Origin of the sequence: Georgenia sp. SYP-B2076 (genome assembly GCF_003991205.1) — a bacterium.
GTDB lineage: Bacteria > Actinomycetota > Actinomycetes > Actinomycetales > Actinomycetaceae > Georgenia.
This window is the reverse complement of sequence record NZ_RXOZ01000035.1, coordinates 116,071-133,696: the sequence shown is the minus strand read 5'-3', so window position 1 is coordinate 133,696 and position 17,626 is coordinate 116,071. Positions and strand designations below refer to the sequence as shown.

The window sequence follows — 17,626 nt, the reverse complement described above, 5'->3', positions numbered from 1 at the left end:
CCGGACCGACCGCAGCGGCAAGCGGCGGACGGACCGACCACACCGACCACACCGGCAGGTGCGCGGGGCGCGGTGGGCGTCGCCGGATCACCCCGCCGCTGACGGCTCCGCCGGCGGGGTGACCGTGATCAGCCGGGCGCCCGTGAGATCGAGGCGCAGGCCGGCGCCGTCGGCGGCGAACCGCAGGACCACGTACGTGCAGCTCGGACAGCGCACCACCATGGCGGGGGCGTCGGCGTAGAGAACGTGGGCGGCCAACGGCGCGGTGCTACCGCACCCGGCGCAGGTGGCCATGGCGGCGGTCAGGTCCACGGTGAACAGCTCGGCGAGCGGGCCGGCGGCGGCGTTGCCGTCCAGGCGCCGGTCCTGCGCCTCGGGTGCGGGCATCACTGGCCTCCGGTTGCTCCGAAACGTTCCGTCTTGACCCGGGCCTGGTCGTGCCCGAGAGCCACCAGCTCGCGTGCGACCGTCTCGACGAACGCGGTCGGGCCGCACACGAGCACGTGGGGTCGGCGGGCGGGCTCGAGCGTGCGCGCCGCGAGCGTCACGGCGTCGACGCGCCCCGTCAGGCCCGTCCAGCCGGGTGGCGCCCCGCGGGTGAGCGTGAGGTCGACCCGCACCCCGTCCGGAGGCCGCTCGAGCTCGTCCTTGCCGATGACGTCGTCGACGGTGCGCGCGGAGTACAGGAGCCGGACCTCCCCGGCGCCGCCCGTCGCGCGGCGGTGCCCGAGCATCGCGAGGAACGGCACCACCCCGGAGCCGCCGGCGACGAGCTGCACGGCTCCGCCGTCGGGCTCCTCCGGCCAGACGAAGTAGCCGCCGATCGGGCCGCGCAGCTCGAGGAGGTCACCGGGGCGCAGGACGTCGGTGAGGTAGGGCGAGACCTCGCCGTCCTCGAGGCGCTCCACGACCAGCTCGACGCCGGGGCTCTCCGGTGCCGACGCGATGGAGTAGCTGCGCTGCGCGGTGTAGCCGTCGGGCGCGGTGAGGCGGACGTCGAGGTGCTGGCCGGGCGCGTGCCCGGGCCAGGCCGGGGGGTCGAGGCTCAGCCGGTACGCCCGTGCGGCCTCGCGCCGCAGGGCGACGACCTCGGCGCGCTGCCAGGTCAGTCGCCGGCGTAGCGCTGCTGTCGCCATGGGTCACCGTGGTTGTGGTAGCCGAAGGTCTCCCAGAATCCCGGCTCGTCGGTGGCGCTCAGGGCGAGGCCGCGCACCCACTTCGCCGACTTCCAGAAGTAGAGGTGGGGCACGAGCAGGCGGGCGGGGCCGCCGTGCTGGGGGTCCAGCGGCGCGCCGTCGTAGGTGTCGACGACCCAGGCCTTCCCGTCCGTGAGGTCGGCGAGCGGCAGGTTGGTGGTGTAGCCGCCGTCGCTGAACGCGACCACGAAGCTCGCGTCGGTCACCACCCCGGCCAGGAGCGTGTCCACCGAGACGCCCTCCCAGTGGGTGTCGAACTTCGACCAGCTGGTCACGCAGTGGATGTCCACCGTGAGGGGCTCGCGCGGCAGCCGCCGGAACTCGTCCCAGCTCCAGCGGCGCGGCTGGTCGACCTGTCCCTGGACGGTGAAGTCCCACAGCTCGGGCGGGGTGTGCGGGGTCGGGCCGGCGGAGAGGACGGGGAACCCCTCCCCCACGTCGTACTGCCCGGGCGGCAGCCGGCCCGGCGGCCCGGTGCGACGCCGTCCGGTGAACCCGCGGGACACGAAGGACATGCCGTCGCCTCCTCGTGGTCGGGACGCCCGAGATCAGGCGCCGAGGACCTTGAAGGTCGTGCCCCACGTGTTGCCCAGCGCGCCCTGCATGGCCATCTGCAGGAAGCCGAGCGCCTCGAGCTCGCGGGCGCGCCGGAGGGGGCCGGCGTCCAGGGCCCGCAGGCCGGCGGACTCGACGAAGGAGGTCACCGCGGCCTTGGCGTCGGCGTCGTCCGCGGCGACGAGGACGTCGAGCGGCTGGCCGTCGACCTCACCCGCGGTGAGCGGCCCGGCCAGGGTGGTGTTGAACGCCTTGACCACCGTCGAGCCCGGCAGGCGCTTCTGGATCTCCTGCGCGCCGGACGAGTCTCCGGCCGGGAGCATGCCGTCGAACGTGGCGGTGTCCACCGGGTTCGTGATGTCGACGACAACCTTGCCGTCGAGGCCCGCGCCGTGCTGCCCGATCACCTCGAGCGCGGGCTCGTAGTACAGCGCCAGGACGACGAGGTCACCGCTCGGCGCGTCGTCGAGCGGCCCGGCCGTGGAATCGGCGCCCAGGTCCTTGGCGAGCGCGTCGGCCTTGGCGGGATCCCGGTTGAGGACCTGGACGCTGTGGCCGCCGGCGACCGCGCGCGTGCCGATCGCGCGTGCCATGTTCCCGGTGCCGATGATGCTGATCTTCATCGCTGCTCCTCGTCGCTGAGCTGGCGTCGGGACCCGACGTCGTCGTCGACGGGCCGCGCTCGACCCGGTCGAAGCACCTCGAAAGGTAGTCCTGGGAGTCGCTCACGTCGACCGTCCCGGCCGCCGGCCCGCCGGCCCCGGCCCGCCGATCGGCGCTGAGCCGGCCGGTTTGGCGCGGAGCCGGCCCGGCGGGGAGCCGGCCCGGTCTGCTCCCCCGTGGCACCGTGAGGCGCGCCGGGCGCACCGCACGCCGGCCGCGCCGGCTGCAGCCGACGGTCAGACCGCCTGCGGCGCCTCGACGAGCGCAGCGCGGACGGCGTCCGTGAGCGAGGTGACCGGGCGCCCGAGCAGGCGCTCGAGCTCAGCGGAGTCGCCGTCGAGGTCGCCGCGGGCGATGTCGCCGTCGACGGTCACGAGGAACCCGACAAGACCGGCGTCGAGGCCGGCGCCCGTGAGGATCTCCGTGAGCTCGGTGGCGAACACGGCGCTCGCGACCACGGACGTCCCGGTGACCTCGGTGAGCGCGGAGGCGAGGTCGTCGTAGGTGAACGCGGGCCCGGCGAGCTCGTAGACCGCGCTCTCGGCCCCGTCCTCGAGGAGGGCGACGGCGGCGGCCTCGGCGAAGTCGGCGCGGGTCGCCGCGGCGATGCGGCCCTCGCCGGCGGCGTGGACCACCACGCCCTGCGCGAGGTAGGTGGCGAGCTGGTCGGTGTAGTTCTCCGTGTACCAGCCGTTGCGCAGCAGGGTCGACGTCAGACCGGAGGAGAGGATGGCCTCCTCGGTGGCCTTGTGCTCGGGCGCGAGCACGAGCGCGGTGGTGTCGGCGCGCAGCACGGAGGTGTAGAGGATCCGGGAGACGCCAACCCGCTTCGCCGCCTCGATGACGTTGGTGTGCTGAGGGACGCGCCGGCCGACCTCCGAGCCGGAGACCAGCAGCAGCGTGTCCACGCCGGCCAGTGCGGCGTCGAGGGTCTCCGGCTTGTCGTAGTCGCCCTCGCGCACCTGGATGCCGCGCCCTGCGAGGTCGGCCGCCCTCTCGGGGGTGCGCGCGACGGCGACCACGTCGCCCGGGGCCACGCCCCGCTCGAGCAGCTGGTCGATGACGAGGGGGGCGAAGAGCCCCGTCGCTCCGGTGATGGCGTAGGTGGTCATGTCACTCCCTGGGGATCGGTGGAACACGTGGTGGCGGAACGGGAAGAGCTCTTCCGGAATTCCGTGGGCGGGGGCCGGTGCGCTCCGAGTGGCGGGGGCGGCCACACGCGGGCAGCCAACGCAGCACACGGGTTGGGCGGCCTTGACGGGGCCGCCCGCCACGCGATCTGGAACGACCGCTTCGCCACGCGACCTGGAAGGACCGCTTCGTCACGCGACCTGGAAGGACCGCTTCGCCATACCCATCATGTAGCCGTCGATGACGGTCGTGACCGGGGCGTCGGCGGACGTGGCGGCACCGAGGGTGACGAACAACGGGATGTAGTGGTCGACCGTGGGGTGGGCATAGGGCATGCCCGGCGCCTTGGTGCGGAAGCCGGCGAGGGTGTCGACGTCGCCGCGGGCGAGGGCGTCCGCGGCCCAGGCGTCGAAGTCCGCGGACCAGGCCGGGACGGCGCCGTCGAGCATCTCGCGCGTGAGGTACGGCAGCCCGTGCGTCATAAAGCCCGACCCGATCACGAGCACGCCCTCCTCGCGCAGCGACCGCAGGCGTGCGCCGAGCCCGAGCAGTGTGTCCGGGTCGTGCGTGGGCATGGACATCTGCAGCACCGGGACGTCGGCGAGCGGGTACATCACCTTCAGCGGCACCCAGGCCCCGTGGTCCAGGCCGCGGCCCGCGTACTGGTGGATCGGCTCGGTGTCCGGCATGACCGCGACCACGCGCCGCACCAGCGCCGACGCGTCCGGGGTGGCATAGGTCATCTCGTAGTAGCGGCGGTGGAACCCGCCGAAGTCGTACACGAGGGGCGTGCCGGCGTCCGAGCCGCTCAGCGACAGCGGGGCGTTCTCCCAGTGGGCGCTGACGATGAGGATGGCGCGTGGCTTGGGCAGCGCGAGCGCCCAGTCGGAGAGCTGCTTGATCCACACCGGGTCGTCGAACAGCGGCGGGGCGCCGTGGCTGATGTAGAGGGAGGGGAACGGCCCGTCTGCGGGCGTCCAGGGGCGCTGGAGGCGGCTGGCCGCCGCGGCGGTCGGCAGGTACGCGTCGAAGGCGCCGGCCGGGACGGCGGGGTGCAGCAGTGAGCTCATGGCGTGTCCTCCGGGTGGAAGCAGCGGCCCGCGCCGCACGGGGACGCGCGGCGCGGGCAGGGTGCGAGACGGCGGCGGGGTGCGCCGTCGGGCGTGCGAGACGGCGGCGGGGTGCGCCGTCGGGCGTGCGAGACGGCGGCGAGGTGCGCCGCCGGCGCGAGACGACGGGATGCGCCGCCAGAGTGGCTCCGCCGCCGGCGTGCGACGGCGGAGCCGCGGTGCTCAGGCCCCGATGACCTTGACGGCCGTGCTCCAGGTGTTGCCGAGCTGGCCCTGGATCGCCATGTGCAGGAAGCCGACGCCCTCGAGCTGGTGCGAGCGCTTGAGCGGACCCGCGTCGATGGCGCGCATGCCCGCGGACTCCACGAGGGCGACGACGGCGGCCTTGGCCTCCGCGTCGTCCGCGGCGATCGCGACGTCGAGCTTCTGGCCCTCGACCGCGCCGGACACGAGCGTGCCGGCGAACGTGGTGTTGAAGGCCTTCACGACGGCGGACGCGGGGATGACCTTCTGGAGCTCCTGCGCGGCGGAGGAGTCGTCCGGGGTCACGAGGCGGTCGAAGGTGGCGAAGTCGACCGGGTTGGTGATGTCGATGACGACCTTGCCGGTCAGCACGTCGCGGAGCTGCTCGGCCACGCTCAGCGCGGCGTCGTAGGGCAGCGCGAGGACGACGATGTCGCCGGTGATAGCGGCGCTGAGGGTGCCGGTGGTGACCGTGCCGGTCAGCTCGTTCGCGAGCGTGCCGGCGTTCGACTCGTCGCGGGAGAGGATCTGCACGCCGTAGCCGCCGGCGAGGGCGCGGGTGGCGATGCCGCGGGCCATGTTGCCCGCACCGATGATGGTGATGGTGCTCATTGCTGTGCTCCCTGTGGCGATGGGGGCCGGCGCCGAGGAAGACGTCGGAGTGGAGGTGTGCTTCGCCGCGGTGTCCTTGCGGCGGAAGACGTCGAACAGGCCCATGGAACGGGTCCTCTCGTGGTGGTGGATCAGAAGGCGTAGGTGCCGAAGCGGAAGACCGCGACGACGAGGGCGAGCAGGCCGAGGACCAGCGCGGGCACGAAGGTTTCCTTGCGGCGGATGTGGACGACAGCGGCGCCGACCATGACCAGGAACAGGCCGGTCGCGGCCAGGGGCACGAGGACGGTGGCGGTGTCGAGCACGGCCGGCAGGATGAGGCCGAGGGCGCCCAGCACCTCCACGGCGCCGATGCCCTTCATGGCGCCGTCGGAGAAGTCCTCGGCGTACGTCATTCCCGAGGCGACGAGCTTGGGCCTGGGCTGGGCGACCTTCATCAGGCCGGCGGCGAGGAACGCCGCAGCGAGGATGCCGGCGACGACCCACAGGGCGATGTTCATGTCAGATCCTCCGGCTGCGGCTACGGTTCACCGCCTTCCGACTTCGGGAGGCGGCGCGTCGCTCACTTGAAGCGACAAGCGTCAACGTAGACCCGAATCACTTGAGTCGTCAACCAACTGTGCGAATCGGGTCACTTGAAGCATCAAATTCCCGGCGGTACGCTGTCAGCATGACGGACGAGACCGTGTGGCTTACCTCGGACCAGGAGGACGCCTGGCGGTCCCTCATGGCCGCGATCATGCTCCTGCCGGGCGCGCTCGACGCCCAGCTGCAGCGCGACGCCGGGCTCACCCACGCCGGGTACGCCGTGCTCTCGGCACTCTCCGAGGCCCCGGACCGGGCGATCCGCATGAGCCGGCTGGCGCACATGGCGAGCCTGAGCATGTCACGCCTGTCCCACCTCGTCGACCGTCTTGAGAACCAGGGCTGGGTCGAGCGCAAGCCCGTCCCCGAGGACGGGCGCAGCACGATGGCCGTGCTGACGGATGCTGGCTGGGAGAAGGTCGTGGCCACCGCGCCCGGGCACGTGGAGACGGTGCGCACCCTGATCTTCGACAGCCTCAGCCCGGCGCAGACGCGTCAGCTGAAGAAGATTTTCGACCGGATCACGCCAAAGATCGACCCCGAGAACCGCCTCTCGAGCTGCCGCGTGACGCCCGCTCGGAAGCGGGCGGCGCCGGAGGGCTGACGCCGGCGAACGCGTCGGCGTCAGCCGGCCGTCGCCCTGCCAACCACACCCGCCCGGCCACACCCGCCCGCCGACCGTAGGTCACCGCCACACTCGGCCGCGGGCCGCCGCCGAGCTCGGCTCCCAACCGCCGCCGAGCTGTCGCGCCCACCTCATCGCCTCGCCCGCGGACTCACCCATCTGCGCGGCGCCGCCCCACCCACCGACTGACACCTTCCACACCGGTCCCCGCGGCAAGACCCGGCCAATTCGTGCCATTCGACGGAGTTCACCGCGGCTTCATCCGGCTCTTCCGGGCGCCTCCTGCCTCTCTCCGCACCCCAGCCGGGCCGCCTCGCCGCCTCGCAGCCTCGCGCCGGGAATTTTCGTCCGGCATGGCCTGACGGAGTTACCCCGGGGCGGCGACCACCGATCCGCGCCGCACATCGAGCCGCAGACGGCAGAGTCCGACTACGTCACGCATCTGTTCTTCCGCGCGCACGGGCACAACAATGGTGCCGACCGATGAGCACCTGCGGGGCTCATTCGTTCTGCCCGCGGCGCGCACCGGCGCGCACCGTCGGCCGGCGAGGGGCAGACCGGGGAGGCGGCGCAGCGACAGCACGGCAACCCATCACCCAGCGGCACCGACGGAAGGGACCGATCATGCTCGGCAACAGCAACGCCTACAGCAGCTTCGCGGTGGACGACATGGCCAAGGCTCGCGAGTTCTACACCCAGACGCTGGGGTTGGAGGTCAGCGACACGGAGTTCGGCGAGGCGGAGAGGGAGGCCGGGCTCCTGGCCCTGCACCTCGGGGGCGGCACACGGGTCCTCCTCTACCAGAAGCCCGACTACACCCCGGCGACCTACACGGTCCTGAACTTCCCGGTCGACGACATCGAGAAGACCGTGGACGGCCTCACCGCGCGTGGTGTGGCGTTCGAGCACTACGAGGGCACGGACCTGGAGACCGACGAGAAGGGCATCTTCCGCAAGTGGGGACCCCCGATCGCGTGGTTCACGGACCCGGCCGGCAACATCTTCTCGGTGCAGGACCAGCGGGGGTGACGACGTTCGCGATCGTGCACGGGGCCGGCGGCAGCGCGTGGGAGTGGCATCGCACGGCCGCCGAGCTCCGCACACGGGGCCACGACGTCGTCGCCGTGGACCTTCCGTGCGAGGACGAGTCGGCCGGCCTCGCCGACTATGCGGCCGTCGTCACCGCCGCGGTGCGTGATCACACCCAGCGGTCCGCGTCGGCAGATCCCGGCGGCGCGGCTTCGGACGGAGAGCACCCGGGCGGCGCGGCCCGGGACGGCGCGGAGCCGGACGCCACGGGTTCGGACGGAGAGCAGCCGGGCGGCGCGGAGCCGGGCCTCGTCGTCGTGGCGCACTCCCTCGGCGGCTTCACCGCGCCGCTCGTGTGCGAGCACCTGCGGGTCGACCGCCTCGTGCTCGTCGCCGCCATGGTGCCCCTGCCCGGCGAGCGCGGGCGTGACTGGTGGGAGACCAGCGGCTACCAGGCGGCCGCCCGTGAGGGTGCCGAGAGGGACGGCGTCGCCCTCGCCATGGACGACGACGCCGGACTGGTTGCCACGTTCATGCACGACGTCGAGCCCCGGCTCGCCGCCGAGGCGCTGCGCCGCTCGCGGCACCAGTCCGTGCGACCTATGACCGAGCCGTGGCCGCTCGCTGCGTGGCCCGACGTGCCGACGTCGTACCTGGTCTTCGCCGACGACCGGTTCTTCCGGCCCGACTTTCTGCGCGCGATGGCGCGTGAGCGCCTGGGGGTCGAGGCCGACGAAATGCCGGGCAGCCACGCCGGCTACCTCTCGCACCCGGCCGAGCTGGCGCTTCGGCTGGAGCGCTACGCCCACGCGTCGCATCCCGCAACGCCGCGGGCCGCACCGGGGCCATGACACCGCGGGCCGGCCCGCGCGCCGCAGGCCACGACGCGGCGTAGGGCACGACGCCGGCGTGCGTCACGACGCCGGCGTAGGCCACACCGGGTCATGACACTGCCCTCCTTGGCGCCGGGGCCCCAGGACGCCGGTGCCGCCGAGATGCGGGAAGAGGTGGGCAGGCGGTAAGCAGGAGTCATGACCGGCATCCATGTCCCGCCCCTCACCCTCAACAACGGCGTCGCGATCCCCCAGGTGGGCTTCGGCGTCTTCCAGGTCCCCGAGGAGAACACGCAGCACGTAGTGGAGACGGCTCTCGAGGCCGGTTACCGCCACATCGACACCGCGGCGGGCTACTACAACGAGGCAGGCGTCGGAGCGGCCCTGAAGGCGACGGGCCTGCCGCGCGAGGACGTCTTCGTGACCACCAAGCTCCGCAACGGGGACCAGGGCTTCGACGCCGCCCTGGCCGCCTTCGAGAACTCCCGCCGGGCGCTGGGGCTGGACGTCGTCGACCTCTACCTCATCCACTGGCCCGTCCCAGCCCGCGACCTCTACGTCGAGACGTGGCGGGCGTTCGAGAAGCTGCTGTCCGACGGCGCGGTCCGGGCGATCGGCGTCTCGAACTTCCTCCCCCGGCACCTGCGCCGGCTCCTGGCCGAGAGCGACGTCATCCCCGCCGTCAACCAGGTGGAGGTCCACCCGACCTTCCAGCAGCGCGAGACGCTCTCCGCGACCGAGTCCGCCGGCGTCGCCGTCGAGGCCTACTCGCCCCTCGGGCAGGGCCGGGACCTGGGCTCGGAAGCCGTAACCCGGATCGCCGCCGCGCACCATGTCACGCCCGGCCAGGTGGTCCTGCGCTGGCACCTTCAGGAGGGCCGCGTCGTGATCCCCAAGTCCGTGACTCCCGACCGCATCGCCGCCAACCTCGACCTGTTCGGGTTCGAGCTCGACGAGGACGAGGTCGACGCCATCAGCGGCCTGGACACCGAGAGCCGGATCGGCGCCGACCCCGACGTCGCGGCTTTCACCCAGTATCGCTGAGGCGGTCGCTGACCGCCCGCGGGCCCCGGCTGGAGGCCAACGGGACCTGGGCCCGCAACCGCGGCCGGGAGGAGAGGCTGCGGCTACGATCGCGGGATGCCCGAGCCCGCCCTCCTGACCGAGTCCGTCACGATGCGGGTCCTCGCGCCGGGCGACGGGGACGCCCTCGCGGAGGCGTACGCCCGCAACCGTGAGCATCTGGCGCCGTGGGAGCCGGTCCGGCCGGAGGCGTTCTACACCGGTGCGGGCCAGGGCACCGAGGTCGCCAGCAAGCTGGGCCAGCTGGGCGCGGGCACGGCGCTCCCGTGGCTGCTCTGCGACGGCGACCGCGTGGTCGGCACCCTGACCGTCAGCGGCATCGTCCGCGGCCCGTTCCTGAGCGGCAACGTGGGCTACTGGGTCGACGGGGACTACGTCGGGCGTGGCATCGCGACGGCGGCCGTCGAGCACGCGGCGCGTGCGGCGCGTGAGGAGGGCCTGCACCGGCTGCAGGCAGGCACGCTGGTGCACAACATCGCGTCGCAGACGGTGCTGCGCCGCGCGGGCTGCGAGCGGATCGGCCTGGCGACGCAGTACCTCCAGATCGCCGGCCGCTGGCAGGACCACGTGCTCTACGAGCGCATCCTCCGCTGACCCGGGTGTCCTCCCCGACGCCGGCGTCCTCCCTGACACCGGGTCACTTCCCCGACGCCGGCACCCTCCCCTGATCCGGGCGGCCTCCCTACGCGCGTGTCGCTGCGCCACCCTCAGGCCGCGAGGTCCTCCAGCGGCACCGCCGGGTCGGCGAGGCGCGCCGGGTCGACCGGTGCGCCCGAGCGCACCAGCCGCTCGATGGCGGGGCTGACGTCCTCGACGTTGACGTTCATGCCCGCCACGACTCGGCCGCCGGCGACCCAGAACGCGATGAACTCCCGCGCCTCGCGGTCGCCGCGGTAGACGACCTGGGCGTCGGCGGCGAGCTCGGGGTAGCCCGAGTACTCCATGCTCAGGTCGAACTGGTCGGTGTAGAAGTACGGCGGCCGGTCGTTGGCGACGTCCTGGCCCAGCATCGAGCGCGCCGCCACGGGGCCGCCCCGCTGCGCGTTGGCCCAGTGCTCCACCCGGATGTGCTGGCCGAGCGCTGGGTGGAAGAACCGCGCGACGTCGCCGACGGCGTAGACGTCCGGGGCTGCCGTGCGCAGGTGCTCGTCGACGACCACCCCGCCGTCGACCGCCAGGCCCGCGGCGGCCGCGAGCGCCACGTTGGGGACGGCGCCGATGGCCACCAGGACGACGTCTCCCCCGACCGCGGTGCCGTCGCCGAGCACGACGCCGTGGGCCGTGCCAGCCCCGGTGATCCGCTCCACCGCGGCCGCACCGCGCAGGTCGACGCCGTTGGCGCGGTGGAGGTCCGCGAACACACCGCCCAGCTCGGCGCCGAGGGCCGCCCGCAGCGGGACGGGGTCGCGGCCGAGCACCACCACCTCGTTGCCGTAGCCGCGGGCGACGGCCGCGACCTCCAGGCCGATCCAGCCCGAGCCCACGATCACCAGGCGGCGGCCGCCCGCGCTCAGGTCCGCGCGCAGCGCCTCGGAGTCGCCCGCGGTGCGCAGGTAGTGCACGCCGCCGAGGTCCTCGCCGGAGCCGGGGCCGAGACGGCGCGGGGAGGCACCGGTGGCCAGGAGCAGCTTCGTGTAGCCGAGGACCTCGCCGTCGTCCAGGTCGACGACGTGCCCCGCGAGGTCGAGCCCCGTCGCCCGACGGCCGAGCAGCAGCTCGACACCGTTGTCGGCATACCAGCCGGCGGGGTGGACGTCGGCTTCGGCGCGCTCCGCCGCGCCGCGGAGGTACTCCTTGGACAGCGGCGGGCGGATGTACGGCGGGTCGGTCTCCGCGCCGACGATGACCACGCGGCCGTCGAACCCCTCCTTGCGGAGGAAGGTCGCGGCACGCGCCCCGGCCAGACCGCCGCCGACGATGACGAACGTGCGCTCCGGCATGGGACCTCCTCGGTCGGCGCTGACGTCGTCATCGTGCCCCGCGCGGGACACCGGCGCCAGGGGCCGACGCGTGCCTCGGGCCGACGTGCGGCGCGCAGCAGCTCGTCGGACGCTCGGCGGCACCTTCATCCACGGAGTAGCGTCCGTCACATGTTCGAGGACGTGTTCGAGATCTTCGAGCCGGGCATGAAACACCTCTTCGCGGAGCGCGAGCGCCAGCGCCTCGAGATCCAGCGACCCGGCGACGGCGCTCCACCCTTCGGGGTCGACCTGGACGCCGGCGTCGCCTACTTCGACTTGCCGCCCGCCGAAGCGCACGGCGACGAAGCCCCGCCCTGACCGGTCCGCTCGAGTTGCCGTGCGCCGCCGAAACCGATGTAGCGCTCGGTGACCGCACGCCCCCGCTTGACGTAGCGGTCGGTGGCCCCAGCGCCGCTGGCCCGCGCCGGCGCCAGGTCCCCCGATGTGCAGAGCCTCGGGCCAGGCGCCCGGCCGGCGCCGGCTCATAGACCGATCGACCGCATCGTGAGATCGGCGAGGACAGCCACGTCCCCGCGCCCAGAGTGCGAGATTTCCCGGGCGGGCCCCGCGCGCCGCCCCCGCGTCGGGCAATGTGGCCAGCCATGACCTCCCAGGCACTCGCCCCCACCCCGACGGCGAGCGCCGCGACGCCCCACCCGGCGCCCGCGACGCCCCACCCGGCGGCCGCGGCGCCCTCGGCCGCGCGCCGCGACAACCCCCGCGACGCCACCAACCCGGCCCTGGAGTCCGACGCCGCGCGCGTCGCCTTCTGGGAGAAGCAGGCCGGCCGGCTGGACTGGGCGCAGCCCTGGCACACCGCCCACACCTTCGCCAAGGCCGAGCGCACCGGCACCGAGGAGGACGGCACCCCGCGGTTCTCGGTCCCCCAGATCTCCTGGTTCGCCGGCGGCACGCTCAACGTCGCCCACAACTGCGTGGACCGCCACGTCGAGAACGGCCGCGGCGACCACGTCGCCCTGTTCTTCGAGGGCGAGCCCGGGGACCGGCGGACGTACACCTACGCCGAGCTCCAGCGCGAGGTCAGCCGGGCGGCGAACGCCCTGCTCAGCCTCGGCGTCGGCAAGGGAGACCGCGTCGTGGTCTACCTCCCGGTCATCCCCGAGACCGTCATCGTCACCCTCGCCTGCGCCCGCATCGGCGCGATCCACTCGCTGGTGTTCGGGGGCTTCTCGGCGGAGGCGCTGCGGTTCCGCGTCGAGGACACGGGCGCCAAGGTGCTGGTCACCACGGACGGCCAGAACCGCCGCGGCGCGGTGGTGCCGGTCAAGGCCGCCGCCGACCAGGCCTGCGCCGGGGACAACGCCATCGAGCACGTCCTCGTCGTCCGGCGCACGTCCGGCGCGGACGCCACCGACGCGCAGGCCGCGCGGGAGGCCGCGGCGCAGGTGCCGTGGACGCCGGGCCGTGATCTGTGGTGGGACGAGCTCCTCGACGGCCAGCCGGACACGCACGTCGCGGAGGCGTTCGACGCCGAGACGCCGCTGTTCATCATCTACACCTCCGGCACCACGGGGAAGCCCAAGGGCCTGGTGCACACCATGGGCGGCTACCTCGTCCAGACGGCGTACACCCACGCCCTCCTCTTCGACCTGCTCCCGGAGGTGGTCGGCGAGGACGGCCGGGTCCGCCCTGACGAGCTGGCTGCGATCAACGACCCGGCCAAGGTGGACTCCACCGTCCACTGGTGCACCGCCGACCTGGCCTGGGTCACGGCCCACACCTACGAGATCTACGGCCCCCTGGTCAACGGCGTCTCCCAGGTCATCTACGAGGGCACCCCCAGCTCGCCCCACCACGGCCGCCACTTCGAGGTCATCGAGCGCTACGGCGTGACGAACTACTACACCGCCCCCACGCTGATCCGGTCCCTCATGGCGGCCTTCCCCGACGGCGTGCCCGCGCACTACGACCTCTCCTCCGTGCGCCTGCTGGGCTCGGTGGGCGAGTCGATCAACCCCGAGGCGTGGCGGTGGCTCCGCAAGCACGTCGGCGGCGGGACGGCGTCGTTCATCGACACGTGGTGGCAGTCCGAGACGGGCTCGACCGTCCTGTCCCCCCGCCCCCACGACCCCGTCTTCGCGCCCGGGGGCCGGCCCAAGCCGGGGTGCGCGACCCGCGCCGTGCCCGGGCTGAGCACCCTGATCGTGGACGACGACGGCGCCCCGGTGAGGCCCGGCGTGCAGGGCTACGTCGTGGTCGACAAGATCGGCCCGTCCATGGCGCGCACCGTGTGGGGGGACCCGCAGCGCTACCTGGACTCCTACTGGCGCGCGTTCGCCGACCAGGGCTACTTCCTCGCCGGGGACGGCGCCCGGTACGACGCCGACGGCGACACCTGGATCCTCGGCCGGGTGGACGACGTCATCAACATCTCGGGCCACCGGCTCTCCACCATCGAGATCGAGTCCGCCCTCGTGACCCACCCCTGGGTGGTCGAGGCGGGCGTCGCGCCCACCGTCGACGCGCGCACCGGCCACGCCGTCACCGCCTTCGTCGTCCTCCACGGCGGCGTCACGAAGCCGGCGGACGCCGTCACGGCGGCCCTCCGCGCGCACGTGGCCAGCCAGATCGGCCCGATCGCCAAGCCGTCCGACGTCATCGTGGTGCCGGACCTGCCCAAGACCCGCTCCGGCAAGATCATGCGCCGCCTCCTCGCCCAGCTCTACGAAGGCACCCCGCTGGGCGACACCACCTCGCTGCAGAACGAACCCGCAGTCGCCGCCATCGCCCACGTGCTGGCGGCACGAACGAAGGAAACGTCATGACCACCATCGACCTGCGCACCCCCCTCAAGTTCGCGTACTGGGTCCCCAACGTCTCCGGCGGCCTGGTGGTGAGCACCATCGAGCAGCGCACCAGCTGGGACTTCGAGTACAACAAGACCCTCGCCCGGATCGCCGAGGACAGCGGCTTCGAGTACGCCCTGACCCAGACCCGTTACGCGGCCAGCTACGGGGCGGACAAGCAGCACGAGGCGACGAGCTTCTCCCTGGCGCTGCTGCTCGCCACCGAGCGGCTCAAGGTGATCTCGGCCGTGCACCCGGGGATGTGGCACCCGGGCGTCCTCGCCAAGTTCATCATCACCGCGGACCACCTCTCCGGCGGCCGCGCGGCGGTCAACGTCGTCTCCGGCTGGCTCAAGGACGAGTTCGTGAACTTCGGCCTGCCGTGGCTCGAGCACGACGAGCGCTACGTGCGCACCGAGGAGTTCATCCGCGTGCTCCGCGGCCTGTGGACCGAGGAGGACTTCTCCTTCCCCGGGAAGTACTACGACATCAAGAACTTCACGCTCAACCCCCCGCCCATCGACGTGCCCGGCCGGCCCCACCCGGAGATCTTCTTCGGCGGCAACTCCACCGCAGCCCAGGCCGCGGCGGGACGCACCGCGGACTGGTACTTCTCCAACGGCCGCGACATCGAGGGCTTCAAGGAGAACATCGCCGGGGTCACCCGCGCCGCCGCGGAGGCGGGGCGCGCGCCCCGGTTCGGGCTCAACGGCTTCGTCATCGCCCGCGAGAGCGAGAAGGAGGCCAGGGAGACCCTCCGCGAGATCGTCGCTAAGGCGCACCGGCCCGCCGTCGAGGGCTTCGCCTCCGCGGTGAAGGAGGCCGGTCAGTCCACCAAGGACGGCAAGGGCATGTGGGCGGACTCGACCTTCGAGGACCTCGTCCAGTACAACGACGGCTTCCGCACCCAGCTGATCGGCACCCCCGAGCAGATCGCCGAGCGGATCGTGGAGTACAAGAAGATCGGCGTGAACCTGTTCCTCACCTGCTACCTGCACTTCCAGGAGGAGGTCGAGGCCTTCGGCCGGGACGTCCTGCCGATCGTCCGCGAGCTCGAGGCGGACCTGGCCCGCAAGAACGGGACCGAGCTCGACACCGGCCTGCTGCCCCCGATCGGCGCCGCGCGCGACGCCCGCCACAGCCTGGCGACGGCCCGATGAGCGACCACCAGTTCGGGTTCCGCACGCGGGCGCTGCACGCCGGCGGCACGCCCGACGCCGAGCACGGCGCCCGCGCGGTGCCCATCTACCAGTCCACGTCCTTCGTGTTCAGCAGCACGGACGACGCCGCCAACCTCTTCGCGCTGCAGAAGTACGGGAACATCTACTCCCGCATCTCCAACCCCACGGTCGCCGCGTTCGAGGAGCGCGTCGCCTCCCTGGAGGGCGGCATCGGCGCGGTCGCGACGGCGTCCGGCATGGCCGCGGAGTTCATCACCTTCGCGGCGCTGACCCAGGCGGGCGACCACATCGTCGCGTCCTCCCAGCTCTACGGCGGCACGGTGACCCAGCTCGACGTCACCCTGCGCCGCTTCGGGGTCGACACGACCTTCGTCGCCGGCACGGACCCGGCCGACTTCGCGGCGGCCATCCGCCCGGAGACGAAGGCGCTCTACACCGAGACGGTGGCGAACCCGTCCGGCGAGGTGGCGGATCTCGAGGGCCTGGCCAAGGTGGCGCACGACGCCGGCGTCCCGCTCGTCGTCGACGCCACCCTGTCGACGCCGTACCTGCTGCGCCCCTTCGAGCACGGCGCGGACATCGTCATCCACTCGGCCACGAAGTTCCTCGGGGGTCATGGCACCACCCTGGGCGGCGTCGTCGTCGAGTCGGGGCGCTTCAACTGGGGCAACGGGAAGTTCCCCACGATGACCGAGCCCGTCGCGTCCTACGGCAACATCTCGTGGTGGGACAACTTCGGCGAGTACGGCTTCCTCACCAAGCTGCGCTCGGAGCAGCTGCGGGACATCGGGCCGTCGCTCTCGGCGCAGTCGGCGTTCCAGCTCCTCCAGGGCATCGAGACGCTGCCCCAGCGGATGGACGCCCACCTGGCGGGCGCCAAGGAGGTCGCTGCGTGGCTGGACACCGATCCCCGCATCGCCTACGTCAACTACGCGGGGCTGCCGGGGCACCCCCACCACGAGCGCGCCCGGAAGTACCTGCCGCTCGGTGTCGGGTCCGTCTTCGCCTTCGGGGTCGCGCCCACCGGTGAGCGGTCCGCGCGGGAGGTCGGCGAGGTCTTCATCGGGTCCCTCCAGCTGGCCAGCCACCTCGCGAACGTCGGCGACGCCAAGACGCTCGTGCTGCATCCGGGCTCGACGACGCACCGCCAGCTGACGGCCGAGCAGATGGTGTCCGCGGGCGTCGGCGAGGACCTGATCCGCCTCTCCGTGGGCCTGGAGGACGTCGAGGACATCCTCTGGGACCTCGACCAGGCGCTGACCCGGGCGACCGGGCGCACCCGGGAGGGCCGAGCCGCCGGAGCGGCGCAGGAGGAGGCCGCCACCGCGGCGGTGCCCGCCTCCGCGCCGGCCCCGGCCGGCGGGGCCGCCCCGGTCCCGGTCGCCGCGCGCGTCGCGCCGGCCTGCGCGATCACGTCGGGGGTGCAGGCATGAGCGCCGTCGCCGAGCGGACGTGGGTGGGACCGTCCGCCGTCGAGCGCCTGGGCATCCTGCGCGGCACCAGGTCGATCGCGATCGTGGGCGCCTCGGACAAGCCGTCGCGCGCGTCGTACTTCGTGTCGACCTACCTGCTCTCGTCCTCGCCGTACACGGTGTACTTCGTCAATCCCGTGGTCAAGGAGATCCTCGGCCGGCCGGTCTACCCCTCCCTCGCCGACCTGCCCGAGGCGCCGGACCTCGTCGACGTCTTCCGCAGGCACGACGACCTCCCGCAGGTCCTGGAGGAGACCAAGGCGGTGGGCGCCAAGACCCTGTGGCTGCAGCTGGGGTCCTGGCACGAGGAGGTGGCGCGCGACGCCGAGGCGGCCGGCGTGCAGGTCGTGATGGACCGCTGCCTCAAGATCGAGCACGCCCGCTTCCACGGCGGGCTCCACCTGGCGGGCTTCAACACGGGCGTGATCTCCTCCGCGCGCCAGGTCAGGGCCTGACGCGCCAGGCCCGGGCCTGAGGGGGCGGCGCCGCGCCCGGTCGGGACGCGGCGCCGGGCCGGGGCCGCGTTGCGCGTGGCGGCGGACCGTAAGCGCGTACGTGCGGCGCCGGGCCGCAGCCGCCT

General features: G+C 73.1%; 19 protein-coding genes. 10 read left to right on the top strand and 9 right to left on the bottom strand.

Annotated elements, in window-relative coordinates; all coding sequences use genetic code 11:
• Nucleotides 1-87: 87 nt before the first annotated feature.
• The 8 genes from EJK16_RS17060 to EJK16_RS17025 form a co-directional block, all read right to left on the bottom strand.
• Nucleotides 88-387: a DUF6510 family protein gene (locus EJK16_RS17060; RefSeq protein ID WP_127131495.1), complete on the bottom strand. Its 300-nt coding sequence runs from the start codon at nt 385-387 to the stop codon at nt 88-90.
• Entirely contained in the window at nt 387-1,136 is a 750-nt protein-coding gene (locus EJK16_RS17055) for a ferredoxin reductase (protein WP_127131493.1), read from the bottom strand. The genes EJK16_RS17060 and EJK16_RS17055 overlap by 1 nt, the downstream gene beginning before the upstream one ends.
• On the bottom strand, nt 1,106-1,711 hold the full coding sequence (locus tag EJK16_RS17050) for a molybdopterin-dependent oxidoreductase (protein ID WP_127131491.1): 606 nt from the start codon (nt 1,709-1,711) through the stop codon (nt 1,106-1,108). The genes EJK16_RS17055 and EJK16_RS17050 overlap by 31 nt, the downstream gene beginning before the upstream one ends.
• A gap of 33 nt (nt 1,712-1,744) precedes the next feature.
• On the bottom strand, nt 1,745-2,374 hold the full coding sequence (locus EJK16_RS17045) for an NADPH-dependent F420 reductase (protein WP_127131489.1): 630 nt from the start codon (nt 2,372-2,374) through the stop codon (nt 1,745-1,747).
• Nucleotides 2,375-2,650: 276 nt separating this feature from the next.
• Nucleotides 2,651-3,526, bottom strand: coding sequence for an SDR family oxidoreductase (locus EJK16_RS17040; protein ID WP_127131487.1), 876 nt, complete (start codon nt 3,524-3,526; stop codon nt 2,651-2,653).
• 210 nt (nt 3,527-3,736) lie between these two features.
• Nucleotides 3,737-4,615 carry a dioxygenase gene (locus EJK16_RS17035; protein WP_127131485.1) on the bottom strand — a complete coding sequence of 293 codons (879 nt, stop codon included), beginning with the start codon at nt 4,613-4,615 and terminating at the stop codon, nt 3,737-3,739.
• A gap of 222 nt (nt 4,616-4,837) precedes the next feature.
• Nucleotides 4,838-5,470, bottom strand: a complete 633-nt coding sequence (locus EJK16_RS17030) for an NADPH-dependent F420 reductase (RefSeq protein ID WP_127131483.1) — start codon at nt 5,468-5,470, stop codon at nt 4,838-4,840.
• Between the two features lie 131 nt (nt 5,471-5,601).
• On the bottom strand, nt 5,602-5,970 hold the full coding sequence (locus EJK16_RS17025) for a DoxX family protein (protein ID WP_127131481.1): 369 nt from the start codon (nt 5,968-5,970) through the stop codon (nt 5,602-5,604).
• Between the two features lie 170 nt (nt 5,971-6,140).
• Here EJK16_RS17025 and EJK16_RS17020 point away from each other — a divergent pair, with 170 nt between their 5' ends.
• From EJK16_RS17020 to EJK16_RS17000, 5 genes are all read left to right on the top strand, one after another.
• On the top strand, nt 6,141-6,659 hold the full coding sequence (locus EJK16_RS17020) for a MarR family winged helix-turn-helix transcriptional regulator (RefSeq protein ID WP_127131479.1): 519 nt from the start codon (nt 6,141-6,143) through the stop codon (nt 6,657-6,659).
• 645 nt (nt 6,660-7,304) lie between these two features.
• The gene (locus EJK16_RS17015; protein WP_127131478.1) at nt 7,305-7,709 is read left to right on the top strand and encodes a VOC family protein; all 405 of its coding nucleotides are present in this window, start codon (nt 7,305-7,307) and stop codon (nt 7,707-7,709) included.
• Entirely contained in the window at nt 7,706-8,560 is an 855-nt protein-coding gene (locus EJK16_RS17010; protein WP_127131476.1) for an alpha/beta fold hydrolase, read from the top strand. The genes EJK16_RS17015 and EJK16_RS17010 overlap by 4 nt, the downstream gene beginning before the upstream one ends.
• A gap of 180 nt (nt 8,561-8,740) precedes the next feature.
• On the top strand, nt 8,741-9,586 hold the full coding sequence (locus EJK16_RS17005) for an aldo/keto reductase (RefSeq protein WP_205739815.1): 846 nt from the start codon (nt 8,741-8,743) through the stop codon (nt 9,584-9,586).
• 96 nt (nt 9,587-9,682) lie between these two features.
• Nucleotides 9,683-10,219, top strand: a complete 537-nt coding sequence (locus EJK16_RS17000; RefSeq protein WP_127131474.1) for a GNAT family N-acetyltransferase — start codon at nt 9,683-9,685, stop codon at nt 10,217-10,219.
• A 113-nt stretch (nt 10,220-10,332) separates the two neighbouring features.
• Here EJK16_RS17000 and EJK16_RS16995 read toward each other — a convergent pair whose 3' ends face one another.
• Nucleotides 10,333-11,565 (bottom strand): NAD(P)/FAD-dependent oxidoreductase, encoded by a 1,233-nt coding sequence (locus tag EJK16_RS16995; protein ID WP_127131472.1) that lies wholly within the window; start codon nt 11,563-11,565, stop codon nt 10,333-10,335.
• Between the two features lie 150 nt (nt 11,566-11,715).
• Between EJK16_RS16995 and EJK16_RS16990 the strand changes: the two genes are divergently transcribed.
• From EJK16_RS16990 to EJK16_RS16970, 5 genes are all read left to right on the top strand, one after another.
• Entirely contained in the window at nt 11,716-11,904 is a 189-nt protein-coding gene (locus EJK16_RS16990) for a DUF6191 domain-containing protein (protein ID WP_127131471.1), read from the top strand.
• 284 nt (nt 11,905-12,188) lie between these two features.
• Entirely contained in the window at nt 12,189-14,372 is a 2,184-nt protein-coding gene (locus tag EJK16_RS16985; protein ID WP_127131469.1) for an AMP-binding protein, read from the top strand.
• Complete coding sequence (gene sfnG / locus EJK16_RS16980; protein ID WP_127131467.1) at nt 14,369-15,553, top strand: dimethylsulfone monooxygenase SfnG; 1,185 nt, start codon at nt 14,369-14,371, stop codon at nt 15,551-15,553. Before EJK16_RS16985 ends, sfnG begins: the two co-directional genes overlap by 4 nt.
• Entirely contained in the window at nt 15,550-17,007 is a 1,458-nt protein-coding gene (locus tag EJK16_RS16975; protein ID WP_127131465.1) for an O-acetylhomoserine aminocarboxypropyltransferase/cysteine synthase family protein, read from the top strand. Before sfnG ends, EJK16_RS16975 begins: the two co-directional genes overlap by 4 nt.
• Nucleotides 17,004-17,501 (top strand): CoA-binding protein, encoded by a 498-nt coding sequence (locus EJK16_RS16970; RefSeq protein ID WP_127131463.1) that lies wholly within the window; start codon nt 17,004-17,006, stop codon nt 17,499-17,501. Before EJK16_RS16975 ends, EJK16_RS16970 begins: the two co-directional genes overlap by 4 nt.
• Nucleotides 17,502-17,626: the final 125 nt, after the last annotated feature.

Coding starts and splice junctions, on each gene's coding strand:
- EJK16_RS17060 (WP_127131495.1), bottom strand. CDS start 387: ATGCCCGCACCCGAGGCGCAGGACCGGCGCCTGGACGGCAACGCCGCC.
- EJK16_RS17055 (WP_127131493.1), bottom strand. CDS start 1,136: ATGGCGACAGCAGCGCTACGCCGGCGACTGACCTGGCAGCGCGCCGAG.
- EJK16_RS17050 (WP_127131491.1), bottom strand. CDS start 1,711: ATGTCCTTCGTGTCCCGCGGGTTCACCGGACGGCGTCGCACCGGGCCG.
- EJK16_RS17045 (WP_127131489.1), bottom strand. CDS start 2,374: ATGAAGATCAGCATCATCGGCACCGGGAACATGGCACGCGCGATCGGC.
- EJK16_RS17040 (WP_127131487.1), bottom strand. CDS start 3,526: ATGACCACCTACGCCATCACCGGAGCGACGGGGCTCTTCGCCCCCCTC.
- EJK16_RS17035 (WP_127131485.1), bottom strand. CDS start 4,615: ATGAGCTCACTGCTGCACCCCGCCGTCCCGGCCGGCGCCTTCGACGCG.
- EJK16_RS17030 (WP_127131483.1), bottom strand. CDS start 5,470: ATGAGCACCATCACCATCATCGGTGCGGGCAACATGGCCCGCGGCATC.
- EJK16_RS17025 (WP_127131481.1), bottom strand. CDS start 5,970: ATGAACATCGCCCTGTGGGTCGTCGCCGGCATCCTCGCTGCGGCGTTC.
- EJK16_RS17020 (WP_127131479.1), top strand. CDS start 6,141: ATGACGGACGAGACCGTGTGGCTTACCTCGGACCAGGAGGACGCCTGG.
- EJK16_RS17015 (WP_127131478.1), top strand. CDS start 7,305: ATGCTCGGCAACAGCAACGCCTACAGCAGCTTCGCGGTGGACGACATG.
- EJK16_RS17005 (WP_205739815.1), top strand. CDS start 8,741: ATGACCGGCATCCATGTCCCGCCCCTCACCCTCAACAACGGCGTCGCG.
- EJK16_RS17000 (WP_127131474.1), top strand. CDS start 9,683: ATGCCCGAGCCCGCCCTCCTGACCGAGTCCGTCACGATGCGGGTCCTC.
- EJK16_RS16995 (WP_127131472.1), bottom strand. CDS start 11,565: ATGCCGGAGCGCACGTTCGTCATCGTCGGCGGCGGTCTGGCCGGGGCG.
- EJK16_RS16990 (WP_127131471.1), top strand. CDS start 11,716: ATGTTCGAGGACGTGTTCGAGATCTTCGAGCCGGGCATGAAACACCTC.
- EJK16_RS16985 (WP_127131469.1), top strand. CDS start 12,189: ATGACCTCCCAGGCACTCGCCCCCACCCCGACGGCGAGCGCCGCGACG.
- sfnG (WP_127131467.1), top strand. CDS start 14,369: ATGACCACCATCGACCTGCGCACCCCCCTCAAGTTCGCGTACTGGGTC.
- EJK16_RS16975 (WP_127131465.1), top strand. CDS start 15,550: ATGAGCGACCACCAGTTCGGGTTCCGCACGCGGGCGCTGCACGCCGGC.
- EJK16_RS16970 (WP_127131463.1), top strand. CDS start 17,004: ATGAGCGCCGTCGCCGAGCGGACGTGGGTGGGACCGTCCGCCGTCGAG.